Source organism: Gluconobacter japonicus (genome assembly GCF_015244665.1).
Taxonomy (GTDB): Bacteria; Pseudomonadota; Alphaproteobacteria; order Acetobacterales; family Acetobacteraceae; genus Gluconobacter; species Gluconobacter japonicus.
The window spans coordinates 76,553-103,123 of sequence record NZ_JABCQN010000007.1 but is presented as its reverse complement, the minus strand read 5'-3'; the positions used below and the strand labels follow the sequence as shown (position 1 = coordinate 103,123).

The following is a 26,571-nucleotide window of genomic DNA, read 5'->3' as shown; positions in this document are numbered from 1 at the left end:
CTCAGGCCGTCTCACCCGAGATCGAAATCGGGCCAAAGGGATACGCCTCTCCGTCCTGATTGACCCAGTCCATGAAATCGGCGCGGGCACCCGGAAAGCCGAGCATGAGCCAGCCCCCCAGCCCTTTATTGCCGCCATAAAGAGGGTCGGCAAAAGCACCCTCCATCGTATTCGTGCGTAATTGCTCAAAGAAAACACGTCCCGGAACGTCGCCAAGTGGGACAGACCCGCCTTCAAGTGCTGTCAGAATTTGCTCTTGTGCGGCCAGGGGCAGATCGGCAAAAACTTTTCCATGCTGCTGATGAGTATAGGCCTCCAGCCCTGCGATACCTTTCCGGTACAGATCACGAGGGACAAAGGGGAGTTGATACCCAAGATTGGCCGGTCCCTGTACAAAAGGGGCGGACATGTACCAGTTGTCTCCATGCCCGTACGGAGACTCCATCTGTCGATCAATAAATTCGGCGACACCTAAGGCGCGTGCCCCTGATCCGTGCTGATCCTGTGGGAAAAGACGTTCCGTCGCAGCTTCCAGAAAACGGTATTCATCAGGCGTGAAGAACGTGGGCTGATAAGGCTTCTGTGCTTCCTGCGCCAGAGCCTCAGCCCAGTGGGAATGTCCACTCACCATCCAGAATGACGTAGAGCCCAGAAGGCCTTTGACAAAACTACGGCGACGGGGGCGCGTCAGGGTTGGTTCCTTCGGGGGCACAGTTGTCTCCAGAACGAGGGTGGGGCCATGTTCGGGAAATGAACATATCCGAAATGAGTAAGGGCATGACCCCATAGAATAAGCGTCAGGTCTGACGCCAGACCCTACGCGATCACAACCCCACGAGGAGGATGATTTTAACCGTTTGAACCAGAGGTCTGCGAGGAGGACGGTAATTGCAGAGTTCCCATGGGAGGGGATTTCTGTTTGGGAGCAGGAACCACGGACGTGCCATCATCGCCTGAGCCAGTCGGGAAAATGGCATCTGGCACACTGGGCTGAGTTGAGACGGGAGCTGCCTGCGGAACGCTGGTGGTCGTGGGCGGGGTTGTGACGGAGGGTACAACTGCCGGAGAGGCCACAGTACCCGGCGTGCCAAGAGATTGCTGTTTGACCCCGCCATCAACGAGTGGATTCCCGATGGCATCCGTCATCCAGCTCATCAGCTTCTTGCGGATCTGAAACTCCAGTTCGACATTCATGTCCTGCATCATCTGATTGGTCAGTTCATACAGGGAGGCACGTGAGGTGGCGCTCCTGGAGCCGGTGTCGAGTTTGCGGCTGATCCGGGCATGAATATAACCTGTGTGCAAGTTACCCGCATCCGCAACATTCAACTGCACATCCATCGCGCCAGAAATGGCATTCTCTCCTGTAGCAGAGATATAGGCCTGCTTGATGATGAAATCCGCCTGTCCGGTCTGCCCGCTGGCAACAAGACGCTGGCTGGCCATCTGTTTGAGCGCCTGATCAGGCGGAGTAGGGGCTTTGGCGCTCAGTGTGCCTGGGGAGGGAACGGCCTCGTCCTGAATATTGATCGTAGCAACATTCAGGTGAAGCTGGGACAGATAGCTATAATCGGCTGGTGGGAATGTCTGCGCAGGCTCATCGTCTGCACATCCCCCAAGAGCAAGGGAAAAAGCCAGAGCACTTGCTCCGATCCAGCGTCTCATACCCATCACCCAGTCTCCCGAAACCTACTTGCTATGGCGGTCCAAAAGGGATTTCAGTCGTCCGAACAGCCCCTTTTTAGGCTCTGACTTTAATACCGGAGCGGTCTCCAGTGGAAGCTCCGGTAAAAAGGATCTTTGTGGAGCCGCCACAGGCTCTGGCGCGGTCTGGGCCTCTGTGGGGTCAGGTCTTGAAGACGTACTGACAGAGTGTGCAGCCTCTGTAGAAGCAAGCGGAGCGGCGGGTCGATCATCCCGAGGGATTTTGGGGGTGCGCAACGACGACGCCTGACCTACTCCAAAATCTTCCGGAAGAAACGGACGCGCTGAACGGATTGTCTCTGCATGATCTGAATGACTGGCAAACCATTCCAGAATCCAACCGGGAAAGAGCGGTCCGGAAGGGGCATCGCTGATTAGCAGCGGGCCTTTGGGATAATAGAAAGACGGTCGACGGTCCGGCGCTGTTTCATCCCAGATAAGGTAGAAGACAGTGTTCTCGGCTTCGTCATAAAACCGGTAGGCAGTCGCGGAAACCCCCAGTTTCATCTCAATCTGGGCACGAACAGGCAAGGCCGAAAACGGCGAAGACACAATCAGTGCACCACCACTGCGCTTTGCAGAAAGCAGGGCTTTCATCCGTCCTTCTGCGACGGGTTTTCCGTCCGGGCAGGTCAGGGCTTCCCCGCTATCCGCATGGCCTGCCGCGATGAAGATGGCATGAGGGGCATGGCGTCCCAGCCAGGCCCCTGAAAGCTCACGAAAGGCAACTTCGGGAAGATCCGTTCTGAAGATGCGTGCATCTTCCCTGATATCCTCTCCCAGAACGCCTTCCGCCAAAGGCCAGAACAGAGGATCCATCGCGGTCAGAAGATCGTTCTGAACAGGTGGAGCCAAGGCCAGAACATGGCTACCCCTGTAAATTCCGTTCTCCAGCCACCAGCAGGCCTGTCTGCGACTGACCTCGTCTTGAAAAACAACAACTTCGAACTGCCCGACGACCGGCTGACGTTGGATTGCGACCCATCCGGGATAAAGCGCCCCGGCAGGCGCACCATCAATCTCGATACCATCCAGCAGCGAAGTCGTCATTCAGGCTTGTCTCCCAGTTCGTCGCGGGTGAAGCGGAAACCGACATTACAGAACTCACAGTTCATCGTGATGGCTCCGTCTTCAACCATATGGTCCAGATCGCCCGTGCTGAACCTGTCGAGTACCGCCGCAAGACGGGCGCGCGAACAGCGACAGCCATAAGCCAGAGCGCGGGGGGTCGCGATCTGCACATCCAACGTCCCGAACAGACGATAGATCAGATCCCCACTGCCTAGATCTTCATCAAAAATTTCAACAGGCTGGAGTGTTTCGGCAAACGTACAGGCCGTTTCCCACGCATCGTTATCCTGCGCGGTGGCTTCAATGCCACCTTCCGCAGCAATGCGTTCCAGAACCAGCGCACTGGCCCGCCAGCCTTCCAGCGTCTTCGTGCAGAACAACCGGATCAGACAATCATGCTGCTCGCTGGTCTGGAAGTAGTGCATGGCCATGCCGGAGAGTGTGTCTCCCGTCAGTTCCACGATGCCCTGATGGCGGTCCATATCCGCCCCCTGATCAATCGTGAACGCCATGAACCCATTGCCCAGAAGCTCGGGCGTTGTCTGCGGAAGATTCTCTGGATCCGCGTCTTCTGAAAGACGTGCCATAAAGCGCAGATCACCAGTATCCGTCGCATCCGCCAGCAGCATCGTGACCGGTCCATCGCCCTTGATCTGCAGGGAGAAAGAGCCTTTGAACTTCAGGGCAGAAGCCATGGCCGCCACAAGGGCCAACGCCTGACCGCCCAGTTCCAGAACAACGTCCGGCAGGTCATGACGGGCGAGGATAGCGTCAGCCAGTTTCCCCAGCCTGACAAGGCGCCCCCGCACCGGCGAGCGCTCCAGATGGAAGGGAACAATCCCTCCGGAAACAACCATGTTCGGGACGTTGGGACGGTCCCTGTCAAGAAATGGAGGTGTATCGATCACCCGTTTTCTCTCCCAAGGGCCCAGAGAAGCAGGCCCTTCTGCGTATGAAGCCGGTTTTCCGCTTCATCAAAAACAACCGACGCCGGGCTTTCGAAAACATCCGCCGTCACTTCTTCCCCGATATGGGCAGGGAGGCAGTGAAGGAACAGGGCCTCAGGCGCAGCTTTCGCCATAAGGGCAGCATCCACCTGGTAAGGGCGGAAGGCTTCAAGGCGTTCTTCGCGGTCCTTGTCCCCCATGCTGACCCAGGTGTCTGTCAGAACAGCATCTGCTCCGGCAACGGCTTCAGCCGGATTATGGAAGATTTCGATGGAAGCGCCATTTTCGCGCGCCCATCGTACCGCACGCTCACTGGGTGCAAATCCGGTAGGTGTTGCCAGACGCACATTGAATTTCAGCAGAGCCGCAGCTTCCATCAGCGAGGTCGCAACATTGTTGCCATCGCCAATCCAGGCCAGCGTCTTGCCGGTAATCGGGCCGCGATGCTCTTCAAACGTCAGAACATCGGCCAGAATCTGGATCGGATGGGACACCGGCGTCAGACCGTTGATAACTGGCACAGTGCTCCACTTTGCCAGTTCGCGCAGGTTTTCATCCTTGCCCGTTCGCAGAACAATCACATCCAGAAAGCGTGACAGAACGCGCGCGGTATCCGCAATCGTCTCCCCGCGCCCGAGTTGCATGTCCCCTGGCGACAGCACCGAAACCTGCCCGCCAAGCTGACCCATGCCGACTTCGAACGATACACGTGTCCGGGTGGAAGGCTGTGCGAGCATCAGGCCAAGGGTCCGACCTTCAAGGGGGCGCTCCGGATGAAGGGGGCGTGCACGATTGTTCTGCAAGGCTTTGACGCGTGCCGACAGATCAATGATCTGTCGGATGACATCTCCGCTGAAATCTCGAATATCAAGAAAATGCCGTGGCATCTGCTGTTCCGTTCCAACCGTCCGGGGGGCGATAGCCAGACTCACGACACTGTCTCCTGTTCCAGTTTCCCGGCAGCCACAAAGGCTTCGGCTGCCTCAATCAGTTTGTTGCACGCAATTTTGCAGTCTTCTTCCGTCACGATCAGCGGCGGCACAAGACGCAGAACATTGTCCCCCGCTCCAACCGTCAAAAGACCAGCCGCCGTTACAAACGGCATGACCTCACCGACCGGGGGCACACAGTGCAGCCCACGCATCAGGCCCATGCCGCGCACATCGTCAAACACCCCGGAAGAGCGTTTCACAACGTCCTGGAGCAGGGCGCCAAATGTTTCTCCAACGCTCTGAACGTGGTTCAGAAAACCAGGGCTGAGGACTTCTTCAAGAACGGTTGTCCCGGCCGCGCAGGCCAGCGGATTGCCGCCAAACGTCGTGCCGTGAGATCCCGGCGTCAGGTGCTTGGCCAACTCTTCCGTCGCCAGAACAGCCCCAAGCGGGAAGCCGCCACCAATCCCCTTGGCAATGGAAATGACGTCCGGCTTGATGCCATACCACTCATGCGCGAACAGCTTGCCCGTCCGGCCAACCCCTGTCTGAACTTCATCGAAGCCCAGATAGATACCGTGTTCGTCACAAACTGCACGAAGGGCCTTCATGAAGACTTCCGTCGCCGGCTTGATGCCGCTCTCACCCTGAATTGGCTCGACGATAATACCAGCCGTCTCCGGTGTGATGGCCGCCCGCAGCGTGTTCGTGTTGTTGAACGGCGCGTGGTCAAAGCCTTCGACAACAGGGCCGAAACCCTTCTGATAGGCGGGGTTCCCTGTGGCGGAAATCATGGCCAGCGTCCGACCGTGGAAAGCGCCGTCAAAGCACAGAACACGCGTCCGTTCCGGATGGCCGTTCTCAAACTGGGCGCGGCGAATCATCTTCACCATGCCTTCGTTGGCTTCCGCGCCCGAATTGCAGAACAGGACAGAGTCCGCGAACGAATTCTTCACCAGAAGATCCGCCAGTTTTTCAGCCTGCGGAATGCGATAAAGATTCGAGACATGCATAACCTTCGCAGCCTGATCCGCGATGGTCTTCACCAGCTTCGGATGTCCATGGCCAAGGGAGGAGACGGCAATGCCAGCCCCGAAATCCAGATATCGTCGCCCGTCCGATGCCGTCAGCCAGACGCCTTCGCCCTGCTCGAAAGCAAGGTCGGCACGTTTGTAATTGGGCATGAGGGCGGAGATCATGATGATCGACGATCCTGAATCGGGGTGAATGAAAAGCTGCAGAATCGGAAAACCCTGCCCCGGTCGCCCGGGGCAGGGCCAAAGATTCCGCAGACACATACTGTGCGGCAGAAATGCGATCCGTCAAACCCCTTGCGGGGAAAGAACGGCTTCAGGCACGCCTGTAAACGAGATCCCGGGCCAGCCAGCATCCAACGCGAAGCGCATTTACACCTGCGGCATCCCGCTCGAAGGCCAGTGTCCAGTCTCCCGGGGCAGTATGATCCAGAGCGCGCGGACAGGGCAGAACCCACACATCCTTCGCCAGTCTCTGGAGTGGCTCCATACGTCCATTTCCGAGAATGCCTGAGAAACCGCCGTAAACGACACCATTTGTCAGTGTGATGGTGACTTCTGCCTCATCCAGCTCTTCGCAGCGATAGACACCTTTAAGAGCGTCAATATCCTCGCCCGGCGTTTCATCACACGCCGTTAGAATACCGACCCGGTTCTCACCGGGACGCTCCATGCGAACTTCGTCGCCCTGACGCACCACACGGACGGTCTGCGTTTCTGCCCGTGAAGGAGCAACGCCTTCCAGCATTTCAGGAACCATCAGATAGCGAAGCTGCGCACCACCCGGTGCTGGTTCGATTCGGGCAGACAGGCCCGTTTCCTGCTCAAGATACGTCCCGTAAAGTTCAAGTGGCTGCTGGGTCGTCCGCTCCGGCTCATAAGGAACACCAAGGGCGGCGGCCAGAATCTGCGCCGCGGCTACTTGAGCGGGTGCCATGTGATTGAACATCACCACCACGGACAGTCGCTCCGATGCCACATGCAGACGATGCGAACGCCAGCCTCGCAGGGCACCGCCATGCATCGTCATATCCCGCCCGAACATGGAGGTGCGTTGTAGTCCAAAACCATAGGGGGCAGTTGTACCATCCAGAAAGGTCACCGGGCTTGTCAGGCGATTGTAAAGCCCTTCCGGATCGTTACGGGTAGCGTCAATGAAGCGCTCCCAGGCAATCATGTCATCCAGCGAGGCACCAAGTCCGGCATCGCCTGTCCACAGAACATTGTTGATCGCCGGTCGGAAGCCGCTTTCAACAGTGCCTTCATAGCCGACCGTCCCGTCCGGCATGGCGCGGGTCTCGGCCGCCAGAATGGCACGTTCCATACCGGCAGAATTGAACACGGACGTCTGAAGCAGTTCCGCAAAGCTCCGTCCCGTCCTGTCTTCCAGAATATCGGATAAAAGGCGGAAGTTCTGGTTCACATAGGAGTAGGACGTGCCTGGCTGGAACTGGAGGGTGCGTGTTCCATCAATAACGCGGCGCGCTTCCCGGTCTCCGAAGTCTCCTTCGATCGGTGCGCCATGCAGCATCGCCACGGCCCAGTAATCCCGCAGGCCTGACTGGTTATGTGCCAGATGCAGTGCGCCCGGAGCAGGCTCATCAAGCTGGGGCAGGCGGTCATCCACATCCCCATCCAGTTCTGTGGGGTCCTGAAAAAGATCCAGCATCACACCGCAGGTAAACTGCTTGGTGATCGAGCACATGCGGAACAGGGTAGAGGGCGTAAACGGAAGCCGCCGTTCCGCATTGGCGTATCCCCAGGTATGGCGCACCAGAACTTCGCCGTCCTTTACAACGGCAACAGCCCCGCCGGGGCCGGGATAGCGGGCAGGAATGGCGGAGACGGCCGCCTCGAGACGGGCTGAAAAAGAGTCGCTCATGGGGCGATGATGGCCTCATCCGATCTTGCCGTAAATGCCTACTTGGCAGCATACTCCCTCTCTATGGAGGACATTCCAACCGCTCCCGATTTCAAGGTGTTGCGTGAAACGGCTCTGGCTCATCTGGCCCGTTTCGCCACAACCGAACACGGCCTGCGCCAGATGCTGGACCGGCGTCTGCGCCGCTGGGCAACACGCGCTGTTCGAGCCGGTCTGCCTGAAGAAGAGGCTGAAGCTACGATCGCTTCCCTGCGTCCTGCCGTAGATGATGTCGTCTCCGCCATGACAGAACTGGGCGCAGTGGATGATGCCGGATTTGCACGTTCCCGCGCCCTGAACCTGACGCGCACCGGACGTTCCCGCCGTGCCGTCGCTGCCCATCTGGCGACCAAAGGCGTCGATCAGAACGTGACACAGGACGCGCTCAACGAATCGCTGGGCGAACGATCTGACGATTCCGCCCATGAGGCCGAACTCGCCGCCGCACTCGTTCTGGCGCGCAAGCGTCGTGTTGGGCCTTTCTGTCGTCCGGATCGACCGCAGGAAGACCTGATGCGCGTCATGGGAATCTTCGCCCGTAATGGCTTTTCACGAGACGTCGTGCAGGCAGCCCTTGAAATGGACCCTGAGGAAGCAGAAGACCGGATCATCGCATTCCGGAGCCGCCCGTGAAGAAACTTGCGCTCTGCCTGCTGTTATCCCTCACGGCCTGTGGGGGAAGCCGTGAATTCAGCCGCGCCAGTTTCAATGGTCCCCTCCAGTGCGCACCTTATGCCCGCTCCCGAACTGGCCTCCAGCTTCGGGGAGACGCAGCCTCATGGTGGCGTCAGTCCGCCGGGCACTACGCTCGCAGTCATAGTCCCATAGCGGGCTCGGTTCTGGTCTTCCGCGCGACGTCGCGCGTACCCAGCGGACACGTTTCCATCGTGCGACGACAGATTTCTTCACGTACGATCCTTGTGGACCATGCTAACTGGGAACCGGGACGCATTGATCGCAATGTTCCCATTACGGATGTTTCACCCGATCATGACTGGACGCTCGTTCGCGTCTGGTGGGCACCCATTCACGGCCTGGGACGCAGGGCCTATCCAACCTACGGCTTCGTTTCGGCCTCCGGTCCGGATGATGCGTCCTGAGCGAACGCTTGCACAAACGCCCAAGCCTTGCCACATGAAGGTGTAGCCTTGGCTTTTCGGAGTAATACATTATGGGCAGCATGAGCCCCGTTCACTGGCTGATCCTGGCGGTCGTCCTGCTCGTCGTATTTGGCGGCGGTGGAAAGATCAGCGGCCTGATGGGAGACTTCGCGAAGGGAATCAAATCCTTCAAGAAGAACATGGGCGAAGACGAGAGCATGACGCCGCCTGAAAACACCCAGCCGCCTGGTCACATCTCGCCTCCCAACCAGTCGCCCGGCTACAGCCAGACGACCACCAACAGCGATACGCACCGTACGCAGGTCTGATGTTGAACGCGACGTCTGATACGGCATGGACCGAGGCCGCCCGGCAGATTGTCCGGGCTGGCCAGCGGATGGATCAGCGCGGTTGGGTTCCGGCTACGGCTGGCAACCTGTCCATGCGTCTGGACGATGGCCGTATCGCCATCACACGTTCTGGGGGCCACAAGGGCTTCCTGATGGAACAGGACGTGATCCAGATCACTCCTGAAGGCGTGCCGCTCGACCCCGCCAATCGCGCCAGCGCCGAGACTCTGCTGCACACCCAGCTTTACGCGCATGATCCGTCGATCGGTGCTGTGCTGCATGGTCATTCCGTTGCGGCCACCATCCTGTCCATGGATGAGCCAACAGACGCCATCACATTGGCAGGTTATGAGGTTCTAAAGGTCTTTGAAGGCCAGACGACTCATGAGACCAGCCTTGATTTGCCTCTGTTTCACAACGATCAGGATATTGCCCGGCTTGCGACAGTTGTTGCTCCGAAGCTGCCGGATATGCGTCTGGGCTACCTGATCCGCGGGCACGGTGTTTACGTTTGGGGCAAGGACATGTTCACGGCTCTCGCACGTCTTGAGGGCCTGGAGTTCCTGCTCGCCTGTCATCTCGCCCGTCTTCAGAAGGCACGCTGAACCATGAGCAGACTGACCGTCTATCGGGACGATAGCCCCGACACGATCCTTCTGGACGTAACGTCTCCTGGCGAAATCGCGGAGACGCTGCGCCCGCACAACATCCGTTTCGAACGCTGGGCGGCACCTGTTACGCCCCCCAAGGATGCGACGACGGATGAAGTACTTGCCGCTTACCGCCCGTATCTTGATACCCTGATGGGCGAGACGGGCGCAGGCAGTGCGGATGTCGTACGTATCAACGCCTCCACACCCAATCTGCCGGAACTGCGCCAGAAGTTTCTCTCCGAACACACGCATAGCGAAGATGAAGTCCGTTTCTTCGTGCACGGTCAGGGCGCGTTCGTTCTTCATATTCATGGCCGGATCTATTCCGTCCTGTGCACCGCCGGAGACCTGATCTCCGTGCCGGAAGGCATCCCGCACTGGTTCGATGCCGGCCCGTCGCCTGATGTGGTCGCCCTGCGTGTCTTCACCGATACGACCGGCTGGATTGCCAAATATACTGGGGACGACATTGCCGAGCGTTTCCCCGCAGATGTCTCACCGGCCTCCTGAAAGCCCAACATGATCCGTCTCGTCCTGCTTGATATCGAAGGCACAACCCTGCCGATCTCTTTCGTGCGGGACGTCATGTTCCCTTATGCGGCCAAGGCGTTGCCAGCCCTGATCGAAGACCATACGAACCCACAGGTTGTTGCTGCGCGGGCAGACATCGCGATCTCCCATCCCGGCGAAGACCCGCTAAAGGTTTGCCAGGACTGGATGGCAAAGGACGAGAAAGCCGCCCCGCTTAAGACGTTGCAGGGCATCACGTGGCGGCAGGGCTTCGAAGATGGCACCCTCCGGGCGGATCTTTACAAAGACGTGCCGCCAGCCCTGAAGGCATGGTCCAAAGGCGGTCTGCGTCTGGCGGTGTATTCTTCGGGCTCCGTTCCATCCCAGAAGCTTCTGTACGGCTATACGGAACAGGGTGATCTGACGTCTCTGTTCGACGGTTTTTTCGATCTGTCGACAGGCGGCAAGAAAGATGCCGCGTCCTATACGGAAATCGCCAAGGCCTGCGCTCTGAAGCCAGAAGAAATTCTTTTCCTGTCCGATATCGGCGCAGAATTGGACGCCGCGAAAGAGGCTGGACTTCAGATCTGTCAGCTTGTGCGCTCGCAGGATAAAACCGTCCCCCATGAGGGTGCGCCTCACGCGGCTGACCTGAACGACGTCACCCAGAAGTTCAGTCTCCCCGTATGACCCTGCATACGGACTGGCGATCCATACCAGAAAGCGCGCGCGGGACCGTCGCAGCCCTCGGTAATTTTGATGGTGTCCACCGCGGGCATGTTCATCTGCTGCACGCTCTGCGCGCTGCCCGCCCGGATCATCCGCTGTCGGTCGTCACGTTCGACCCGCACCCAAGAGAACTGTTCCGTCCGCAGGACCCTCCCTGTCGCCTGATGCTCCCGTCCGTTCGGGCGCAGACGCTGGAAGAGCAGGGCGTTTCTGAAGTTTTCCAGATTCCGTTCGATGAGGCTTTTTCACATCTGAGTGCTGAAGCCTTCGTAGAGGATATTTTGCTCCGCCATCTGGGTGTTGTGCATGTTGCCTGCGGGGCGGATTTTGCTTTCGGGCACCGTCGGACAGGAAATACGGAGACTCTCGAAGCCCTTTTGTCCCCCCATGGGGTTGGACTCACGATCGTGCCTCAGCTTACGGATGAAGGTGGTCCCATCTCTTCCAGCAGGATTCGTCGCCTGCTCCAGGAAGGCTATCCCGAACGCGCTGCTCAGGAGCTGGGAAGACCTTGGTCCATTGTCGGTCCCGTCATACACGGGGACCAGAGAGGCCGTCTTCTCGGTTTCCCAACGGCCAATATCCCTCTCGGGCAGCATCTTGAACCCGCTCGGGGCGTCTATGCGGTTCGCGTGACCTTGCCTGACGGACGCATCATTCCCGGCGTCGCCAATCTTGGCCGTCGGCCAACGATCAATGATGGTCAGGAAAGCCGGCTGGAAGCACATCTGTTCGACTTCTCAGAAGACCTGTACGGCAAGACTCTCAGCGTTGCTCTGATCGCCCTGCTGCGTGAAGAAAAGCGCTTTTCCGGTTTGGATGAACTTAAAGCCCGGATCACTCAGGACGCCGAGGAGGCTCGGGCTCTCCTGTCCGCTTGATTCGCGCGTCGTCATGATACTGCTTTAGAAAGCCGCTTCTCATTTCGAGAGCGGCTTTCTTTTTTGCGCTCTCCCGCTCAGCTCAAGCCTGCGTGGTAAATATGTCACTTAATTTCTATATTATGATTTAATGTGTAAATAAGGCCATTCGCTATATTGCGAATAATTCGCATTATCTCTCTAAGGAAGTCGCTTTTATCCTCACGACAGGATCCTGATGCGATGTCCTCGAAACACTCTAACCGCCCTCTGGGGGCCGTTTCCCTCGCGGCAAGCCTAACTCTGGTCTCTTCTGCGGCCTACGCCCAGAGCGGTTCGCCACATCATAAAGTCAAGCATCCGCAAGGACGTCGCCATCAGGCTGTTGTGCCTCCTGCACCTCAGAAAACCCAACCTGAACCCGTTGTGCAAAAGCCAGTCTCCACGCAGGCGAACAGCATCGAAGCTGCCGCTGCCGAGACAGAGCATCTGCATGTTGTCGGTTCTCCCATGAACATTCTGCAATCGCCCCTGGGCATCAGCCGCATGCCTCAGGACGTTCTGCATACACCGCAAACCATCAACGTGGTCCCCAAGGCCCTGATGGAGCAGCAGAACGTGAAATCCCTGGATGAAGCCCTGCGGAATGTCCCGGGCATCACAGCGTCTGTTGGGGAGGGCGAGGGCGGAATGGCGGGAGACCAGTTCCTGATCCGCGGTTTTCAGGCCCAGAACGACATCTACGAGAATGGATTGCGTGATTTCGGCGTCTACACACGCGATAGCTTCGATTACGACCACATTACCGTCATCAAGGGACCATCTTCGGAAGTCTTCGGCAATGGTACGACCGGTGGCGCCATCAATATCACCACAAAAGTCGCGCATCTGGGGGACAGCTACGGTGCCAGTCTTTCAGGTGGATCTGGCGACTATGCGCGTGGAACGCTCGATTTCAACAAGCAAATTGGTGAGTCCACAGCCATCCGCATTACCGGCATGGGAAACGAGAACAATACGGTTGGCCGGAACGATGTTTATTCCCACCGGTGGGGCATAGCGCCCTCCATTGCATTTGGCCTCGGCAAGCGAACGACGTTTACGCTCGAATATTTCCACCAGACCGATAACCGTATTCCGGATTACGGCGTTCCAGTGATTACAAAACCGGGAACAGCCATTGCGAAGCCTGCTACGGAATATGGCCTGAACCGGAACAACTGGTATGGAACGAGTTATGATCAGGATGTCTCGAACGTGGACATGCTGACCGGCCGCCTCAAGTTCGATCTCAGCAAATATATCACCCTGTACAATGATTTGCGCGGCGGACTGTACAGTCGGTATTTCTCAGCTTCCCAGCCCGGCTGCGACACGACCTGCGCGGCTGAATTTTTCACAAACCCTGCTGCTGGCCAGGTCAATCGTCGTGGACATCTTGGTGGGCCGGAGCCCTACCAGCAGAATGACTGGTCCGTGCAAGATGTGTTTTCTGGCGTCGCAAAGTTCTCGACCTGGCGCCTGCGTCACGAGATCATTGCCGGTGTGGATATCGAGCATGTGTATGACCGGCGCACGAACCAAGCCTATAATTTCAATGGCCAGAACGGCACGCAGAAAGACACCACAAGCCTGCTGCACCCATCGTCCACACAGCCGGGACTGCTGCTTGGGTCGGTCGGGCAGTATAGTGGAAATCTCGTCAATATTTCCGGTGTCGGACATGCGCTGTACAAGACAGGTGACGCCACGGATGTCGGCGCGTTCTTCTCTGACCAGATCTGGTTGACGTCCTGGTTCTCCGTACGAGGCGGCTTCCGCTGGGATCACTGGGACAGCCACTACTCGGCCAACGGCGGAACGACCGGGGCAGGCGTGTCCTACGGGCAGACGCAGGATACTTTCAATCCGACTGTCAGCCTCATGTACACGCCGACCAGTAACATCATGGTCTATTTTAACTGGGCACAATCTACGACCCCTATGGGCCTGTATGTGACCAACAGTTCCGAGCCTCTGAAATCCTCCACGCAGGGATTCAGCCCGGAGCGCAGCAGCCTTTATGAACTCGGCGCCAAATATAATGCGTTTCAGGGGCGTATGGGATTCGCAGCCTCGGTGTTCCGTCTTGAAAAGGGGAATGCCCTCATGACGGACGCCTCTACGGGCACCGTTTCCTCATCCAGCGACAGCCAGCGCAACCAGGGCGTCGAACTCAGTGTTTCAGGCGAAATCCTGAAGAACTGGACCATGATCGGCACCTACGCCTACTACGATGCGACCACCGTCAGTTCCCTGACGGCAGCAAACGTGGGTAAGCGGATCCAGTATGCTCCCAAGAACTCCGCGACCATTTGGTCCACCTACACAATCGCGCCCAACAAGCCCTGGAATCTTACCTTCGGCGGTGGGCTGACATGGCGTGACGGGGTGTGGCTCAACGCGGCCAATACAGCGCGCGTGCCTGCGACGATGGAGTGGGATGCTGTTATTTCCCATAATTTTGGCAAGCACTGGCGTATCGCCATGAACGGCTACAACCTCGATAACCGTCTCAACTACAGCAATCTTTTTTCGGATCGTGCGACGCCGTCTGTCGGTCGCTCGTTCCTCGCGAATATTTCCGCAACATACTGATCTGAAACATCAGGCCGGGTCATGCCGGCCTGATAACCGAACGGTTAGGGCGCGGGAATACCAAGTTCCTGCAGCCGTTTTTGGACTTGGGTTTCCAGCGCCGTATCGCGCTTTTCCCCTAACAAAACGAGCTTCTGGTTCATCGCGAGCAGAATGTCAGACGTGGCATCCACAACAGCCTTGCGCCACCAGTCCAGAGCCTCATCAATCTTACCCGTATCCGCGAGTGCCGTCGCGAAGTTATGCTGTCCCCGGTAATCCCCGCCTTCAGCGGACTTCCGATACCAGTCCAGAGCCGCCGCACGATCCTGCGACACAACCCAGCCTTCCTCCAGAAAGCGCGCATACAGGTTCATGGACTTTGCATGGCCGTTCTGTGCTGCTGTTCGGAACAGATCGAGTGCCTTGGGCAGATCCTGAGGCTGACCGATCCCGCGCATGGTTAGAATGCCCAGATTGTATCGGCCCCACTCATCCCCAGCTTTGGCCGCTTCTTCATAACAGCGTGCCGCTTCGGTCAGATTCTGGTCGCATCCCCATCCAAACTGGAAGCACCGGCCTCGCATGTTATGGCCCGGCCCAAACCCTGCTTTTGCAGCAATCGTAAACCATTCCAGCGCGCCAGCGGGATCCTTGGGAACATACACACTGTCCAGCAGAACCTGCCCCCACTGCACAATTTCCAGATGATGCCCTTTCAGGGCTTTCTGCCGGATGTCCTCAATATTTTCAGGCAGCGGCGGAACTGGAGTTGGCTCTTTCCGAAGCGGAAAAACTTTTCTGAAAACACGCTTCATGTCGAACTCATCCATGCCAGCCGAAGCAGAGGATACTGCGAGCTCAGTGTATCCTCTGCGTCAGGTCTGGCAAAGCCGGTATCAGGTTAAAGCGCGCTGGGACCAGTCGCGGCTGGAACAACCTGCTGGATGTTAAAACCATCCTGTTTCAGCAGAGCCGGAAGACCTTTGGATCCCGCCATGTGCAAGGAACCAACGGCAACGAACAAGGATTTCCCGGATTCGTGCAGCGACAGGATTTTCCGTGCCATCTCAATGTTCCGGTCATCCAGAAGACGCTTGGTTTCGGCCCGCTCTTTGGGGGTGCGAAGGCATTTGCACCATGCATCGTAGTGCTGGAGCTGTGTCACATCGCTTTGCCCCCATATCTCGACGATGCGTTTCTCATCCGTGCGGGCTTCGCCAGAAGAGATATTTTTGATGGTGGTATCAATGAAATCGTCTTCATCGGCCTGATTGGCAGCAATGACCAGATCGCGCTGGGTCTGGGCCTCTTCCAGCGCAATGAGATCTTTCTTCATGCCGCCTGCTATGCCTTGAATCACAAGATCAGCAGCATAGTCCGGATAATATCCGTCCACACGCCCCACGGCTGTACTCAACCCGGCAGCCTCCAGCCCCACAGCCGTTTTCGAGAAATTGGCGACTGGCAGGCATAGCGTTTCCGCCAGATCATCCAGCTTCTTCTTCCGCCCTGTCTGGATCAGATGTTGCAGGCGGTCTGGATCTTCTGGTTTGCGCAACGTTGCAAGCGTTGCCGGGTCCTGAAGATTCAATTCCAGAGCAACGATATTACTTTTCATCATGGCCATGCGTGTCAGGGGGCCGGGCAACATCCATTCCTGCCGGGAGGCATGAATGGTCCCATAGAGCCAGGAAGAATGACCATCTTTTGTGATTTTCCAGAGAAAGCCACGATCCTGCGCTGTCATCAGAAGGTGCAGAAGTTCAGACTTTGGGGGGACGGAGGTCGGTGCGGGGCAGCGCGACGCCTGAGCCATTGCCTGCATGGGAACCGCAAAAAGAAGGGCGGCCAGCCAAAGTCTTTTCATCAGAATGCTTTCAACGCAGAAATAATACGGTTTGAAGCCCACCATGACGGCCCTGCCAAAACAATCCAGCGGAAAGTTTTTTCACGGAACTGCCGCATTCGCCGTGAAATTTGCTGAAAAAGCGTCTCCGGCACACATAAAGACGTCTTTCCGCTGTTTGGAAGCAGGGGTTTCCTTCGAGAAGACTTGACCGCATCCCCGCCCAATCTCCATATGGTCCCCCTTATTTTGTGTGAATGACCAAAGTTGGCCCGTCCCATGTCCGACAAGTCCGATACGACCTTTAAAGAACAGCAGGATCGCTATCGCGACACCGTGTTCCTGCCGCGCACCAGCTTCCCCATGCGGGGCGGCCTGCCGAAGCGCGAGCCTGAAACGCTGGCTCGCTGGGCCGCCATGGACCTGGACGGCAAGATCCGTGAGGAAGGGAAGGGACGCCCGGTCTTCACGCTGCATGACGGACCGCCCTACGCCAACGGGCACATTCACATTGGCCATGCGCTCAATAAGGTGATGAAAGACGTCATCAACCGCGCGCATCGTATGTCTGGTTTCGAAGTCCGCTATCAGCCGGGCTGGGACTGTCATGGTCTGCCGATCGAATGGCGGATTGAGGAACAGTATCGCAAGGCCGGCAAGGACAAGGATCAGGTGCCCCTGCTCCAGTTCCGCGCGGAATGTCGCCAGTACGCCGCCGAATGGGTGAGCAAGCAGGCGGAAGACTTCAAGCGGATCGGCGTTCAGGCGGAATGGGCTAACCGTTACGTCACGATGGACTTCAGCTCCGAAGCCAAAATCGTGGCGGAAATCGGCAAATTTCTGCTGAACGGCGGTCTGTATCGTGGCCTGCGTCCCGTCATGTGGAGCCCGGTTGAAAAGACCGCTCTGGCCGAAGCCGAGATCGAATACCACGACGTCGACTCCACCACGATCTTCGTCGCGTTCCCGATCCTGAAAGACCCGACCCCCGGCGATGCGCTGGAAGGCGTCTCAGCCGTCATCTGGACCACGACGCCCTGGACCATTCCGGCCAACCGTGCACTGGCTTACGGCCCGGACATCACCTATGTGGTTCTGCGTGCTGACGAGATCACGGAAGCCAGCGTTGTGCCGCAGGGCGCGCGTCTCCTGATCGCGGAAGACCGTGTCGAGGCGTTCTGTGCCGAAACCGGGATCAGTGCTCATCATATCCTCTACACGCTGCCTGGCAGTGCGCTGGAAGGCGCCATCGCCGCCCATCCGCTGCGTGGCCGTGGCTACGAATATGATGTCCCGATGTTGCCGGGCGATTTCGTCACGACAGACGCTGGTACGGGCCTTGTGCACATGGCGCCGTCGCACGGTCAGGATGACTTTATCGTCTGCCGCCAGTTCGGCATCGAAGTACCAGAACTGGTGCAGGATGACGGTCGCTACGCCTCATGGGTGCCGCATCTCGAGGGTATCCATGTCTTCAAGGCCGCCGATCCAGTCTGCGATCTGCTGACGGAAGCCCGCCAGTCTGCTGAACATGATGACGCCCCTGCAGCCGGCCTAATGGCCCGCAGCAAGATCCGTCATTCCTATCCGCATTCCTGGCGCTCCAAAGCTCCGATCATCTTCCGCGCTACGCCTCAGTGGTTCATTGCGATGGATGGCGAAACCAAGCTGCGCGAGAAAGCCCTCAAGGCGCTTGATCCCGTCACGTTCGTCCCGGAAGCCGCCCGTCGCCGTCTGACCTCCATGGTCGAACAGCGTCCGGACTGGTGCATCTCCCGTCAGCGCGCCTGGGGCGTGCCGATTGCCGTCTTCGTCGAGAAGCGGAGTGGCGAAGTCCTGCGTGATACAGAAGTCATGGGCCGTATCGTCAAGGCCTTCAACGAAAAGGGGGCGGACGTCTGGTACGATACAGACCCAGCTGTTTTCCTCGGCCCTAACCGTGATCCTGCGGACTACGAACAGGTCTTCGATATCGTGGATGTCTGGTTCGAATCCGGCTCATCACACCAGTTCGCGCTGGGTCAGGAAGGCCTGAATTTCCCGGCAGACCTGTATCTTGAAGGCTCTGATCAGCATCGCGGCTGGTTCCAGTCGTCCTTGCTGGAAAGTGTCGGCACCCGCGGCGTCTCCCCTTACAAGGCTGTTGTGACGAACGGCTTCGTGCTGGACGAGCAGGGCCGCAAGATGTCCAAATCCCTTGGCAACGTCATTGCTCCGGCAGATGTGACGGACTCGCTGGGCGCTGACATTCTGCGGTTGTGGGTTCTGAACTCCGACACCAACGAAGATCTGCGGATCGGTAACGAGATCCTCAAGCAGCAGGGCGAACTCTATCGCCGCCTGCGCAACACCCTGCGCTGGTTGCTGGGCGCGCTGGATGGCTTCACGGAAGAGGAAGCTGTCTCGTATGCCGAAATGCCGCCGCTTGAGCAGTATATCCTGCACCGCCTGTCTGAACTGCGTGGCCTGATCAGTAAGGCGGTTGAAACGCACCAGTGGGTCGGCGTCTACCCGGCGCTGCACGGCTTCTGTACAACAGATCTGTCGGCCTTCTATTTCGATATCCGCAAGGACGCGATCTACTGCGATGCGCCGTCTGACCCAACGCGCCGTGCGGCCCGCACGGTTCTGGACATCCTGCACCGCGCGCTCTGCACATGGCTTGCTCCGGTGCTGGTCTTCACAGCGGAAGAAGCCTGGAACGCCCGTTTCGGTGAAGAAAGCAGCATCCATCTGGAGCAGTTCTTTGAACCGGATGCTGAGTGGAATAACCCGGAACTTGGTGCAAACTGGGACGAAATCCGCGCCTATCGTCGCCTTGTCACGACAGAGCTGGAAACAGCCCGCCGTGACGGTACGATCGGAGCTTCCCTCGAAGCCAGTGTCACTTTGCCGATCTCGCAGGAAGAAGCCGCGTCTCTCACGGGGGTCGACTGGGCTGAACTGCTCATTACGTCCCATGCAGAGATCGAACTGCTGCCTGGCGAGACGGCTCACGGGGGGCCGCAGGTCGAGCGTGCGCCTGGTCACAAATGTGCCCGCTGTTGGAAGGTTCTGCCTGATGTTGGTGAAAACACTGAACATCCGCATCTGTGCAACCGCTGCGTCAGCGTGGTGAGTGCCTGATGTCCCTCTGGCAGGAAGGTATGAGCCGCATGGGGCGGCTTGTTCTGGGGCTTGCCCTTCTGGTTCTGGTCCTCGTTCTGGATCAGGCCAGCAAGGACTGGATTCTCTACGGCTATAATTTGCCAGAGAAAGGGTCCGTCCAGATTCTGCCATTCCTGAACTTCACCATGGTCTGGAACCATGCCGTGACGTTCGGAATGTTCGGTGGCTTGGGCAGCAAAGGCCCACTGGTCTTCTGCACGGTTTCGCTGCTGGCTGTCGGCCTGCTGGTCTGGACCATGACGAAGACCCGCCGCACGCTGGTGGCCGGAGCCTGTGGCGCCATTGCTGGCGGTGCTATCGGCAACGTCATTGACCGTCTGCGCTATGGCGCGGTCGTGGACTTTCTGCACGCGCATGCGTTTGGTTGGTCCTGGTATGTGTTCAACGTGGCGGATGCCGGTATCGTCTGCGGCGTGGCCGTCTGGCTGATCGACTCCCTTCTTGCTGAACGTAACAGTCAGCCGCGCTGAACAAGCGGAGCTTGCCCCCACGCGGCGCGGACTGTAGGACTATCCCATCATGATCGCGTCCCAGGGTCCCTCAATGCGCCGTAACCGTCTTCCAGTTGCCCGTCTCAGCGTACAGATGGGTGCAATCGCTTCATTTGGCCTGATGCTGTCCGGTTGCTCAGGGAGTGATCTGGAGCGCGCCTTCGGCATGGAACGCTACATGCCGGACGAATACACCGTCACGACGCGTGCACCGCTCTCCATGCCGCCTTCAGAGAAAATGCAGCTTCCGGGCGCTGATGATGCCCATCGCCCGGACGAGAGCCCGCGTATGCAGGCGCTGGAAACCCTCTCGCCTGATACGGCTCTCCACCCGATCACAGGTGAGAACAGCAGCGGTCAGTCCGCGCTGGTTGGTCAAGCGGACAAGGCCTCCAATGCGCCGAACAATGCGGAACTTGGAGCAGCCGACGCTGGTTTCGTTGATAACCTGATGTTCTGGAAGGGCGGTCAGGCTGGTTCTGTTGTGGATGGAGACGCCGAAAACCGTCGTATCCGTGAGAACTCGGCTCTGGGGCGCAATCCCGCTACAGGCGCCACACCGACGGTCAAGAAAAAGGCCACGCATTTTCTGGGCGTGCTGTAAGACAGCACGTTCCTCCAGGATCGTGAGACACAGTCCTGTCTGAAAAATCGTCAATTCTTCGCCCTGTTATCCGCCGCCTCTCAGGTCATGTCGTTGACCTGATTGCGGCCGGTGAAGTCATCGAACGTCCTGCGGCGGCACTCAAGGAGCTTGTCGAAAACGCGATTGATGCCGGGGCCACGCGCCTTGTCGTCGCATTACGCGCAGGGGGCACAGACCGTATCGACGTGACCGATAATGGTTGCGGCATGACGCCTGAAGAGCTGGAAATGGCTGTTCAGCGTCACTGTACCTCCAAATTGCAGGACGAACGGCTTGTCCAGATTCGTACGCTCGGGTTCCGCGGGGAAGCACTCCCTTCCATCGGCGCCAGTGCCCGGCTGTCCATAACCTCCCGCACGTCCGAGGCCGATACGGCATGGTGTCTCCGTGTCGATGGCGGCATCATCACGCCACCACAGCCGTCTTCTGGCCCCGTCGGGACGCGGATCGTGGTGACAGACCTCTTTTTCGCCACACCCGCCCGTCGCAAGTTCCTTAAAAGCGCACGCGTCGAGAACAGTCACGCCGAATCCGTCATGCGGAGACTGGCTCTGAGCGCACCGCAGTGCGCCATGCGGGTTATTCTGGACGACAAGCTTCTGTTCGATCTGCCAGAACAAAGCCCGGTCGCCCGGGCCGCTGCGGTTCTCGATACAACGCCTGACACACTGATTCCGCTGGACGAAGAACGGGGCCATATCCGCCTGTCCGGCTTTGCCTGCGGCCCGGCAAAAACCCGTGCGACCGGATCGGGCCAGTTCATTCTCGTGAATCATCGCCCGGTGACAGACCCTATGCTCCGGACGGCGATCCGTGTCGCCTATCGTCCTGTCATTGAGCGTGGCCGCTTTCCCGTGATGGCGCTCCACCTCAAGGTGCCGCTGGAACGGCTGGACGTGAACGTCCATCCCGCCAAAACGGAACTGCGCTTTGCAGACGAAGCGGAAGTGAAGGCGTTGGTGATTGGCGGACTGGGCCGCGCCCTGGGACATGGTTCCAGCGGTGGCGGCGGTATTCATGCCAGCTTCGGCATCCGTCCTTCGCGCCCATCCATTTCCTATCCGCCCCGTTTGGACGTGCCGGTCAATCCGCCTGTTCGCGCTGATGCTCCGGCCACACTTCCTTTTGCTGCTCCTTCACTTTCTCGCCCTTCTACTTCATCGATACCGCAGACTGAGCGTTCAGGGTTTGCAGAGCAGGACGCCGGATTTACCCCTGCCGCGCGTCCGCCTCAGCCTGTTCCGGAACATCTGGACCCAGCCTTTCCGCTGGGGGCCTCCGTCGCACAGGTTTTCGATACCTACATCATTGCCGTCGCTCCGGATGGTGATCTTGTTCTTGTGGATCAGCACGCCGCGCATGAACGTCTGACGCATGAACGTCTGCGGGAACAATACGCCAGTGGAGCGCTTCGTTCGCAGGCGCTTCTTCTGCCGGAAGTCATTGACCTTCCCCGCCGTGAGGCAGAGGCGCTGCTGGCACGTTCCGAAGACCTGTCCCGACTGGGAATGGATCTGGAGTCTTTCGGACCGGGGAGCGTATTGCTGCGCTCCGTTCCCGCCCTTTTAGGGACGAAGGATGTTCAGGGCCTTCTGCGGGATGTCGCGGATGAACTGGCCAATGATCCAGACCTTGAGGCTGGCAATACGGACAGCTTCTCCAACCGGTTGGATGCTATTCTGGCCCGCATGGCGTGTCATGGCAGTATTCGGGCCGGACGACGCCTGAAACCTGAAGAAATGGATGCGCTCCTGCGGGAAATGGAACGCACGCCCCGCGCCAATACCTGTTCTCATGGTCGCCCAACCTGGTTGAAGCTGACGCGGAGCGAAATCGAGCGGCTGTTCGGGCGTATCAAATAGCGGCCATAATCCTCTCTTAATCGTGACATGCGTCTTTGACCTGAGGCATGGACGATACGCGTTGCAGAGGCTTGTTTTGTGGCTTTGCCTTTCGACAGATGTTTACCTCTGAACTCAACACGCCCTGACAGCCCTGTGGTTAATTCTACGGGGCTGTCTGTGGCATAAGGAACATTCCAGACATGTCGACCACGTCCAGCGATAACGCGGCTTTCCTCGACACTCTTCGCTCGGTCGTGGGCCGACGCCACGTTCTCACCAAGCCCAACGCGACATACCGTTTTCGCAAAGGTTACCGTTTCGGCCTTGGAGACGTTCTGGCCGTTCTTCAGCCGGGAAATCTTGTCGAACTCTGGAAAACCTCCAAGCTCTGTGCGGAGAGCGGAAAAATCATCATCATGCAGGCCGCTAATACGGGTCTGACAGGTGGCTCTACGCCGGACGGGAATGATTATGACCGCGAGATCGTCATCATCAGCACGAACCGACTGGATGGTATCCATTTGATCGGTGAGGGCAGGCAGGTTGTTTGTCTGCCAGGCTCCTCCTTGCACGCTCTTGAAGAAAAACTTGCCAAGATCGGTCGTGAACCGCATTCCGTGATCGGGTCTTCCTGCATCGGTGCCTCCGTTCTGGGGGGAGTCAGCAACAATTCCGGTGGCGCCCTTGTCCAGCGTGGGCCGGCTTTCACGGAAATGGCCCTGTTCGGTCAGATGGGAGCAGATGGAAAGCTGCATCTCGTCAATCATCTGGGCATCCGGCTGGACGGTGATCCAGAACAGATCCTGTGCGCCGTGCAGAACGGGCAGTTTCCTGAAAATGCCATCGACTGGAACGCGGGTCGCGGTCATGACGCGGGCTATGCCCAGCACGTCCGGGACGTGGATGCCGAAACCCCAGCGCGCTTCAATGCGGACCCGAACCGCTGGCATGAAGCCGCAGGATGTGCAGGCAAGCTGGTGGTCTTTGCTGTTCGCCTCGATACGTTCAAGGCCAACCGAAACCCGGCCGTGTTCTACATCGGCACCAACAGCACGCATGACCTTGAAGACCTGCGCCGTCATATCCTGACCAGCTTCGATGAACTGCCGATTGCGGGCGAATACATTCATCGCGATGCGTTCAACATCGCCGAGGTGTATGGCAAGGATACAACCGCCATCATTCGCTATATGGGGACGCGATTCCTGCCGACGTTCTTCGGCATGAAATCCCGGTTCGACATTGCCGTACAGCGTATTCCCGGTATTTCTGGCCATCTGAGCGATCTGCTGCTTCAGGCATTCAGCAAGATCATCCCCAAGCAGCTTCCCGCCCGGATGTGTGAGTTCCGGGACCGCTTCGAACATCATCTGATGCTCAAGGTCTCTGCCGAGCTGGCCGCACCCGTGAAAGCCTATCTGGAAAACTGGCGCTCACAAACGGGAGGGGATTTCTTCGCCTGTACGCCAGAAGAAGGAAAGCTGGCCTTCCTGCATCGTTTTGCAGCAGCCGGAGCCGCCATCCGCTATCGGGCCATCCATTCAAAGACGGCAGAAGACATTGTGGCGCTTGATGTGGCACTGCGTCGGAATGACCAGGACTGGTTTGAGGCGCTGCCTCAGGACATCGAAGACAAAATCATTGTCAAACTCTATTACGGTCACTTTTTCTGCCATGTGATGCATCAGGATTACGTGGTGAAGAAAGGCTACAATGCCATGGCCGTGGAACATTCCATGTTGCCAGGGCTGGACGCGCGCGGGGCACGATATCCAGCCGAGCATAACGTCGGTCACCTCTATGACGCACCGGAAGAAATGATAGAGCATTATCGCAGTCTCGATCCCTGCAACTGCTTCAATCCTGGCATTGGCAAGGCGACCAAAAAGCGGAACTGGGTCGCCGAGAGCGTTTGATCGGACTATGATCTGGTGTGGTGAACACACCAGATTTTCTTTAGAAGCCGACTTCAATCCCGACATGGACGGTTCGGCCCTGCCCCCATGAAACGCGCATGGGCGTACCTGCCGTAGAGACAAAATAGGCTTTGTTGGCAAGGTTGGTGGCATTGACCTGAAGAGACGTGTCGTGACCCAGCAGGCGCCCCGTATGCCACGATGCAAAAGCATCAACCGTTGTATAGGCTGGCAGCCAGAACGTGTTGTTCAGATCTCCCGCCCGTCGACCGACATACCGAGCCCCAGCGCCAATGCGCATGGTTGTCTTGAGCCAGGGAAGAGGCGTTTCATAAGTCAGGTATCCACCTCCCGTATGCTTGGCAACATTGGCGACAAGCTTTCCTTCATCCGCCGGTGTATCGCGTAGGATGCGGGCATAAGTGAAAGCGTAGTTGGCAAGAATGCTCAGATGACGGGTCAGCTTTCCTGTCATGCTGGCTTCAATGCCCTTGGACCCAACCAGTCCAGCCAGGCGCTGGATTGTGTTGCCGGAGTCATCCAGTCCGGCAGACTGCTGAACGTTCTTTTTGTGAATGTTGTAGAGTGCGACATCAGCCGTCAGGAAACGGTTCTGGTAACGGGCACCAACTTCAAACTGACGCCCCATGGTCGGCTTGTACCCGCCTTCCAGGATACTTCCGGCATCAAGCTGGTTTGGGATGAAGGATTGGGAATAATCTCCGTAAAATGAGACGTTTTCCCCAAGCTGGTAAACCAGTGCCACGAAGGGCAGGGGTTTCGTGTAGGAAGAATCGGTCGTCTGCACATAGGGGCGACGACCCCCATAAGTAATATGGAACCACTGATAGCGTAGCCCTGGCGCCAGAATCAGCCCATGACCCAGATGGATGTTGTCCTTGATGTAGCCAGAGGCATTGTTGATATGCTGGCGCCAGTCACTGTTGTTAACATTGACCGGGCCAACCGGCTTCAGCATCCCGTACACGGGGTTTGAGGGATAGAAACCGCCCTGTCGGCTGCCATCAATGAAAGCCCCCTGATTTTGCTGGCGGTTTTCGTAATCCGTTCCCACAACAAGATCATGCTTCATGCCCCACAGCACATGATCGGAAATGTAGTCGAGAGACACATAGCCGTTGGCACGTATCGTGCCTGTATTGCTGCGATAACGCCGCGTTAGCACACCGGTCACAGCATTGTAGGCGGAAGGATCAGCCTGTTTGTCGTGGTAGTTGTCGTGGTTCCAGCCACCGGAAAGACGAATGCGGTCATGCTCGGTCAGGCGGTACTGGAAACCTGTCGCCAGCAGATGTCGGTCTCCGAACGAGCGTGCCCAGCTTTCATCCAGTCGTTTGCTGGGACCGCTGATGGCGTGACCGTTCGAGAAGACGGCACCCCGGTCCAGAGTGTTGTCATATTCGGCCCATTCATAGGAGAGATCGGCTGTAAAACGGCCTCGTTCGAAATGTAGGGACGGGGTAACCAGCTTCTGTCGGTTCGAACCGAAATTCCGCCAGTAATTTTCGTTTTTGAAAGATCCGATCAGCCGGAAGCTCAGTTCACTCGTCAGTGGTCCCCCAACATCAGCCTGCCCGTACCCACCGCCAAGGGAAGACCATGTGGTTCCAAGACTGCCACCCCAGGTCTTGCGTGGCTGTTTGGTAATGACATTGATAACGCCCCCCGGCTCCTGCATGCCGTAAAACAGGGAGGCAGGTCCCTTCAGCACCTCAACCCGTTCGGTTGTCGCAAGATCGAAGTTGCGGCCTGTTGGCATCCGTACGCCGTTCCGCAGGATGGAACCATCATCCGTGGCTCCGAAACCGCGCTTCATCAGATCATCCTGCGTCCCGCCGAAATTATTGCCGATGGAGATGCCGGGCACATATTTCGCGACGTCTTCCATGGTTTGGGGCGTCATGTCCTCAATGACCTGATGCGTGACGACGTTGGTCGTCTGTGTCTGCTGCAGGAATGTCGTCGGAAGCTTGTCCGCGATGCTGCTGGTAGTTGCGGCATAGGAGTGAGGGTCCGCATGAACATGAATATGCTCACTTCTATGAGAAGCTTTTGCGGAAGACGGTTTCCGGTTCTGGCTATCTGTGATGGAATTTTGCTGTTCGGAAGCAGCCTGAACTGTGTTGCTCACAAGGAGAGAAAGACCTGCACACGCAAGGGCCGTCGTCTTGAACGTTGTCATCTATCTTTCCGTAAATGATAATTATTC

At 57.9% G+C, this 26,571-nt stretch carries 23 protein-coding genes; 13 read left to right on the top strand and 10 right to left on the bottom strand.

Going from position 1 to position 26,571, the window contains the following annotated elements; all coding sequences use genetic code 11:
* Nucleotide 1 precedes the first annotated feature (1 nt).
* The 7 genes from HKD32_RS12780 to HKD32_RS12750 all read right to left on the bottom strand — a co-directional run bounded on the left by HKD32_RS12780 (nt 2) and on the right by HKD32_RS12750 (nt 7,570).
* Nucleotides 2-712 carry a gluconate 2-dehydrogenase subunit 3 family protein gene (locus HKD32_RS12780; RefSeq protein WP_061930580.1) on the bottom strand — a complete coding sequence of 237 codons (711 nt, stop codon included), beginning with the start codon at nt 710-712 and terminating at the stop codon, nt 2-4.
* Nucleotides 713-849: 137 nt separating this feature from the next.
* Nucleotides 850-1,665, bottom strand: a complete 816-nt coding sequence (locus HKD32_RS12775) for a hypothetical protein (protein ID WP_228119022.1) — start codon at nt 1,663-1,665, stop codon at nt 850-852.
* Nucleotides 1,666-1,689: 24 nt separating this feature from the next.
* Nucleotides 1,690-2,754, bottom strand: coding sequence for a hypothetical protein (locus tag HKD32_RS12770; protein WP_061930574.1), 1,065 nt, complete (start codon nt 2,752-2,754; stop codon nt 1,690-1,692).
* On the bottom strand, nt 2,751-3,632 hold the full coding sequence (hslO, locus tag HKD32_RS12765; protein ID WP_061930685.1) for an Hsp33 family molecular chaperone HslO: 882 nt from the start codon (nt 3,630-3,632) through the stop codon (nt 2,751-2,753). Before hslO ends, HKD32_RS12770 begins: the two co-directional genes overlap by 4 nt.
* Nucleotides 3,633-3,679: 47 nt before the next feature.
* Complete coding sequence (gene argF / locus HKD32_RS12760) at nt 3,680-4,609, bottom strand: ornithine carbamoyltransferase (protein WP_061930679.1); 930 nt, start codon at nt 4,607-4,609, stop codon at nt 3,680-3,682.
* 41 nt (nt 4,610-4,650) lie between these two features.
* The gene (locus HKD32_RS12755; protein WP_061930682.1) at nt 4,651-5,853 is read right to left on the bottom strand and encodes an aspartate aminotransferase family protein; all 1,203 of its coding nucleotides are present in this window, start codon (nt 5,851-5,853) and stop codon (nt 4,651-4,653) included.
* 151 nt (nt 5,854-6,004) lie between these two features.
* On the bottom strand, nt 6,005-7,570 hold the full coding sequence (locus HKD32_RS12750) for a D-aminopeptidase (protein ID WP_061930572.1): 1,566 nt from the start codon (nt 7,568-7,570) through the stop codon (nt 6,005-6,007).
* A gap of 63 nt (nt 7,571-7,633) precedes the next feature.
* Here HKD32_RS12750 and HKD32_RS12745 point away from each other — a divergent pair, with 63 nt between their 5' ends.
* From HKD32_RS12745 to HKD32_RS12710, 8 genes are all read left to right on the top strand, one after another.
* Entirely contained in the window at nt 7,634-8,242 is a 609-nt protein-coding gene (locus HKD32_RS12745; RefSeq protein WP_061930676.1) for a regulatory protein RecX, read from the top strand.
* Complete coding sequence (locus HKD32_RS12740) at nt 8,239-8,709, top strand: CHAP domain-containing protein (RefSeq protein WP_061930569.1); 471 nt, start codon at nt 8,239-8,241, stop codon at nt 8,707-8,709. The genes HKD32_RS12745 and HKD32_RS12740 overlap by 4 nt, the downstream gene beginning before the upstream one ends.
* Nucleotides 8,710-8,780: 71 nt before the next feature.
* Nucleotides 8,781-9,038, top strand: coding sequence for a twin-arginine translocase TatA/TatE family subunit (locus HKD32_RS12735; protein WP_194258168.1), 258 nt, complete (start codon nt 8,781-8,783; stop codon nt 9,036-9,038).
* The gene (locus HKD32_RS12730; protein WP_061930561.1) at nt 9,038-9,664 is read left to right on the top strand and encodes a methylthioribulose 1-phosphate dehydratase; all 627 of its coding nucleotides are present in this window, start codon (nt 9,038-9,040) and stop codon (nt 9,662-9,664) included. The genes HKD32_RS12735 and HKD32_RS12730 overlap by 1 nt, the downstream gene beginning before the upstream one ends.
* A 3-nt stretch (nt 9,665-9,667) precedes the next feature.
* A complete protein-coding gene (locus tag HKD32_RS12725; RefSeq protein WP_061930558.1) occupies nt 9,668-10,222 on the top strand; it encodes a 1,2-dihydroxy-3-keto-5-methylthiopentene dioxygenase in 555 nt (184 codons plus the stop codon).
* A 9-nt stretch (nt 10,223-10,231) separates the two neighbouring features.
* On the top strand, nt 10,232-10,912 hold the full coding sequence (gene mtnC / locus HKD32_RS12720; RefSeq protein ID WP_061930556.1) for an acireductone synthase: 681 nt from the start codon (nt 10,232-10,234) through the stop codon (nt 10,910-10,912).
* Nucleotides 10,909-11,832, top strand: a complete 924-nt coding sequence (locus tag HKD32_RS12715; protein WP_061930553.1) for a bifunctional riboflavin kinase/FAD synthetase — start codon at nt 10,909-10,911, stop codon at nt 11,830-11,832. The genes mtnC and HKD32_RS12715 overlap by 4 nt, the downstream gene beginning before the upstream one ends.
* Before the next feature lie 222 nt (nt 11,833-12,054).
* Nucleotides 12,055-14,448 (top strand): TonB-dependent receptor, encoded by a 2,394-nt coding sequence (locus HKD32_RS12710; RefSeq protein ID WP_061930551.1) that lies wholly within the window; start codon nt 12,055-12,057, stop codon nt 14,446-14,448.
* A gap of 44 nt (nt 14,449-14,492) precedes the next feature.
* Here HKD32_RS12710 and HKD32_RS12705 read toward each other — a convergent pair whose 3' ends face one another.
* The gene (locus tag HKD32_RS12705) at nt 14,493-15,245 is read right to left on the bottom strand and encodes a tetratricopeptide repeat protein (protein WP_061930673.1); all 753 of its coding nucleotides are present in this window, start codon (nt 15,243-15,245) and stop codon (nt 14,493-14,495) included.
* A gap of 86 nt (nt 15,246-15,331) precedes the next feature.
* Nucleotides 15,332-16,342: a TraB/GumN family protein gene (locus tag HKD32_RS12700; protein WP_228119021.1), complete on the bottom strand. Its 1,011-nt coding sequence runs from the start codon at nt 16,340-16,342 to the stop codon at nt 15,332-15,334.
* Between the two features lie 213 nt (nt 16,343-16,555).
* Here HKD32_RS12700 and ileS point away from each other — a divergent pair, with 213 nt between their 5' ends.
* From ileS to dld, 5 genes are all read left to right on the top strand, one after another.
* Entirely contained in the window at nt 16,556-19,402 is a 2,847-nt protein-coding gene (gene ileS, locus HKD32_RS12695; RefSeq protein ID WP_194258167.1) for an isoleucine--tRNA ligase, read from the top strand.
* A complete protein-coding gene (lspA, locus tag HKD32_RS12690) occupies nt 19,402-19,914 on the top strand; it encodes a signal peptidase II (protein ID WP_082778436.1) in 513 nt (170 codons plus the stop codon). Before ileS ends, lspA begins: the two co-directional genes overlap by 1 nt.
* A gap of 49 nt (nt 19,915-19,963) precedes the next feature.
* Entirely contained in the window at nt 19,964-20,539 is a 576-nt protein-coding gene (locus tag HKD32_RS12685) for a DUF3035 domain-containing protein (RefSeq protein ID WP_062504067.1), read from the top strand.
* A gap of 35 nt (nt 20,540-20,574) precedes the next feature.
* Entirely contained in the window at nt 20,575-22,443 is a 1,869-nt protein-coding gene (gene mutL, locus HKD32_RS12680; RefSeq protein WP_194258180.1) for a DNA mismatch repair endonuclease MutL, read from the top strand.
* A gap of 182 nt (nt 22,444-22,625) precedes the next feature.
* Entirely contained in the window at nt 22,626-24,341 is a 1,716-nt protein-coding gene (gene dld, locus HKD32_RS12675; RefSeq protein ID WP_194258166.1) for a D-lactate dehydrogenase, read from the top strand.
* A 40-nt stretch (nt 24,342-24,381) separates the two neighbouring features.
* Here dld and HKD32_RS12670 read toward each other — a convergent pair whose 3' ends face one another.
* The gene (locus HKD32_RS12670; RefSeq protein ID WP_194258165.1) at nt 24,382-26,544 is read right to left on the bottom strand and encodes a TonB-dependent receptor; all 2,163 of its coding nucleotides are present in this window, start codon (nt 26,542-26,544) and stop codon (nt 24,382-24,384) included.
* Nucleotides 26,545-26,571 lie beyond the last annotated feature (27 nt).

Excerpts from the sequence above, each read along its gene's own strand:
- HKD32_RS12775 (WP_228119022.1), bottom strand. The coding sequence starts at position 1,665 with ATGAGACGCTGGATCGGAGCAAGTGCTCTGGCTTTTTCCCTTGCTCTT.
- HKD32_RS12770 (WP_061930574.1), bottom strand. The coding sequence starts at position 2,754 with ATGACGACTTCGCTGCTGGATGGTATCGAGATTGATGGTGCGCCTGCC.
- hslO (WP_061930685.1), bottom strand. The coding sequence starts at position 3,632 with ATGGTTGTTTCCGGAGGGATTGTTCCCTTCCATCTGGAGCGCTCGCCG.
- argF (WP_061930679.1), bottom strand. The coding sequence starts at position 4,609 with ATGCCACGGCATTTTCTTGATATTCGAGATTTCAGCGGAGATGTCATC.
- HKD32_RS12755 (WP_061930682.1), bottom strand. The coding sequence starts at position 5,853 with ATGATCTCCGCCCTCATGCCCAATTACAAACGTGCCGACCTTGCTTTC.
- HKD32_RS12750 (WP_061930572.1), bottom strand. The coding sequence starts at position 7,570 with ATGAGCGACTCTTTTTCAGCCCGTCTCGAGGCGGCCGTCTCCGCCATT.
- HKD32_RS12745 (WP_061930676.1), top strand. The coding sequence starts at position 7,634 with ATGGAGGACATTCCAACCGCTCCCGATTTCAAGGTGTTGCGTGAAACG.
- HKD32_RS12735 (WP_194258168.1), top strand. The coding sequence starts at position 8,781 with ATGGGCAGCATGAGCCCCGTTCACTGGCTGATCCTGGCGGTCGTCCTG.
- HKD32_RS12730 (WP_061930561.1), top strand. The coding sequence starts at position 9,038 with ATGTTGAACGCGACGTCTGATACGGCATGGACCGAGGCCGCCCGGCAG.
- HKD32_RS12725 (WP_061930558.1), top strand. The coding sequence starts at position 9,668 with ATGAGCAGACTGACCGTCTATCGGGACGATAGCCCCGACACGATCCTT.
- mtnC (WP_061930556.1), top strand. The coding sequence starts at position 10,232 with ATGATCCGTCTCGTCCTGCTTGATATCGAAGGCACAACCCTGCCGATC.
- HKD32_RS12715 (WP_061930553.1), top strand. The coding sequence starts at position 10,909 with ATGACCCTGCATACGGACTGGCGATCCATACCAGAAAGCGCGCGCGGG.
- HKD32_RS12710 (WP_061930551.1), top strand. The coding sequence starts at position 12,055 with ATGTCCTCGAAACACTCTAACCGCCCTCTGGGGGCCGTTTCCCTCGCG.
- HKD32_RS12705 (WP_061930673.1), bottom strand. The coding sequence starts at position 15,245 with ATGAAGCGTGTTTTCAGAAAAGTTTTTCCGCTTCGGAAAGAGCCAACT.
- HKD32_RS12700 (WP_228119021.1), bottom strand. The coding sequence starts at position 16,342 with ATGGTGGGCTTCAAACCGTATTATTTCTGCGTTGAAAGCATTCTGATG.
- ileS (WP_194258167.1), top strand. The coding sequence starts at position 16,556 with ATGTCCGACAAGTCCGATACGACCTTTAAAGAACAGCAGGATCGCTAT.
- lspA (WP_082778436.1), top strand. The coding sequence starts at position 19,402 with ATGTCCCTCTGGCAGGAAGGTATGAGCCGCATGGGGCGGCTTGTTCTG.
- HKD32_RS12685 (WP_062504067.1), top strand. The coding sequence starts at position 19,964 with ATGATCGCGTCCCAGGGTCCCTCAATGCGCCGTAACCGTCTTCCAGTT.
- dld (WP_194258166.1), top strand. The coding sequence starts at position 22,626 with ATGTCGACCACGTCCAGCGATAACGCGGCTTTCCTCGACACTCTTCGC.
- HKD32_RS12670 (WP_194258165.1), bottom strand. The coding sequence starts at position 26,544 with ATGACAACGTTCAAGACGACGGCCCTTGCGTGTGCAGGTCTTTCTCTC.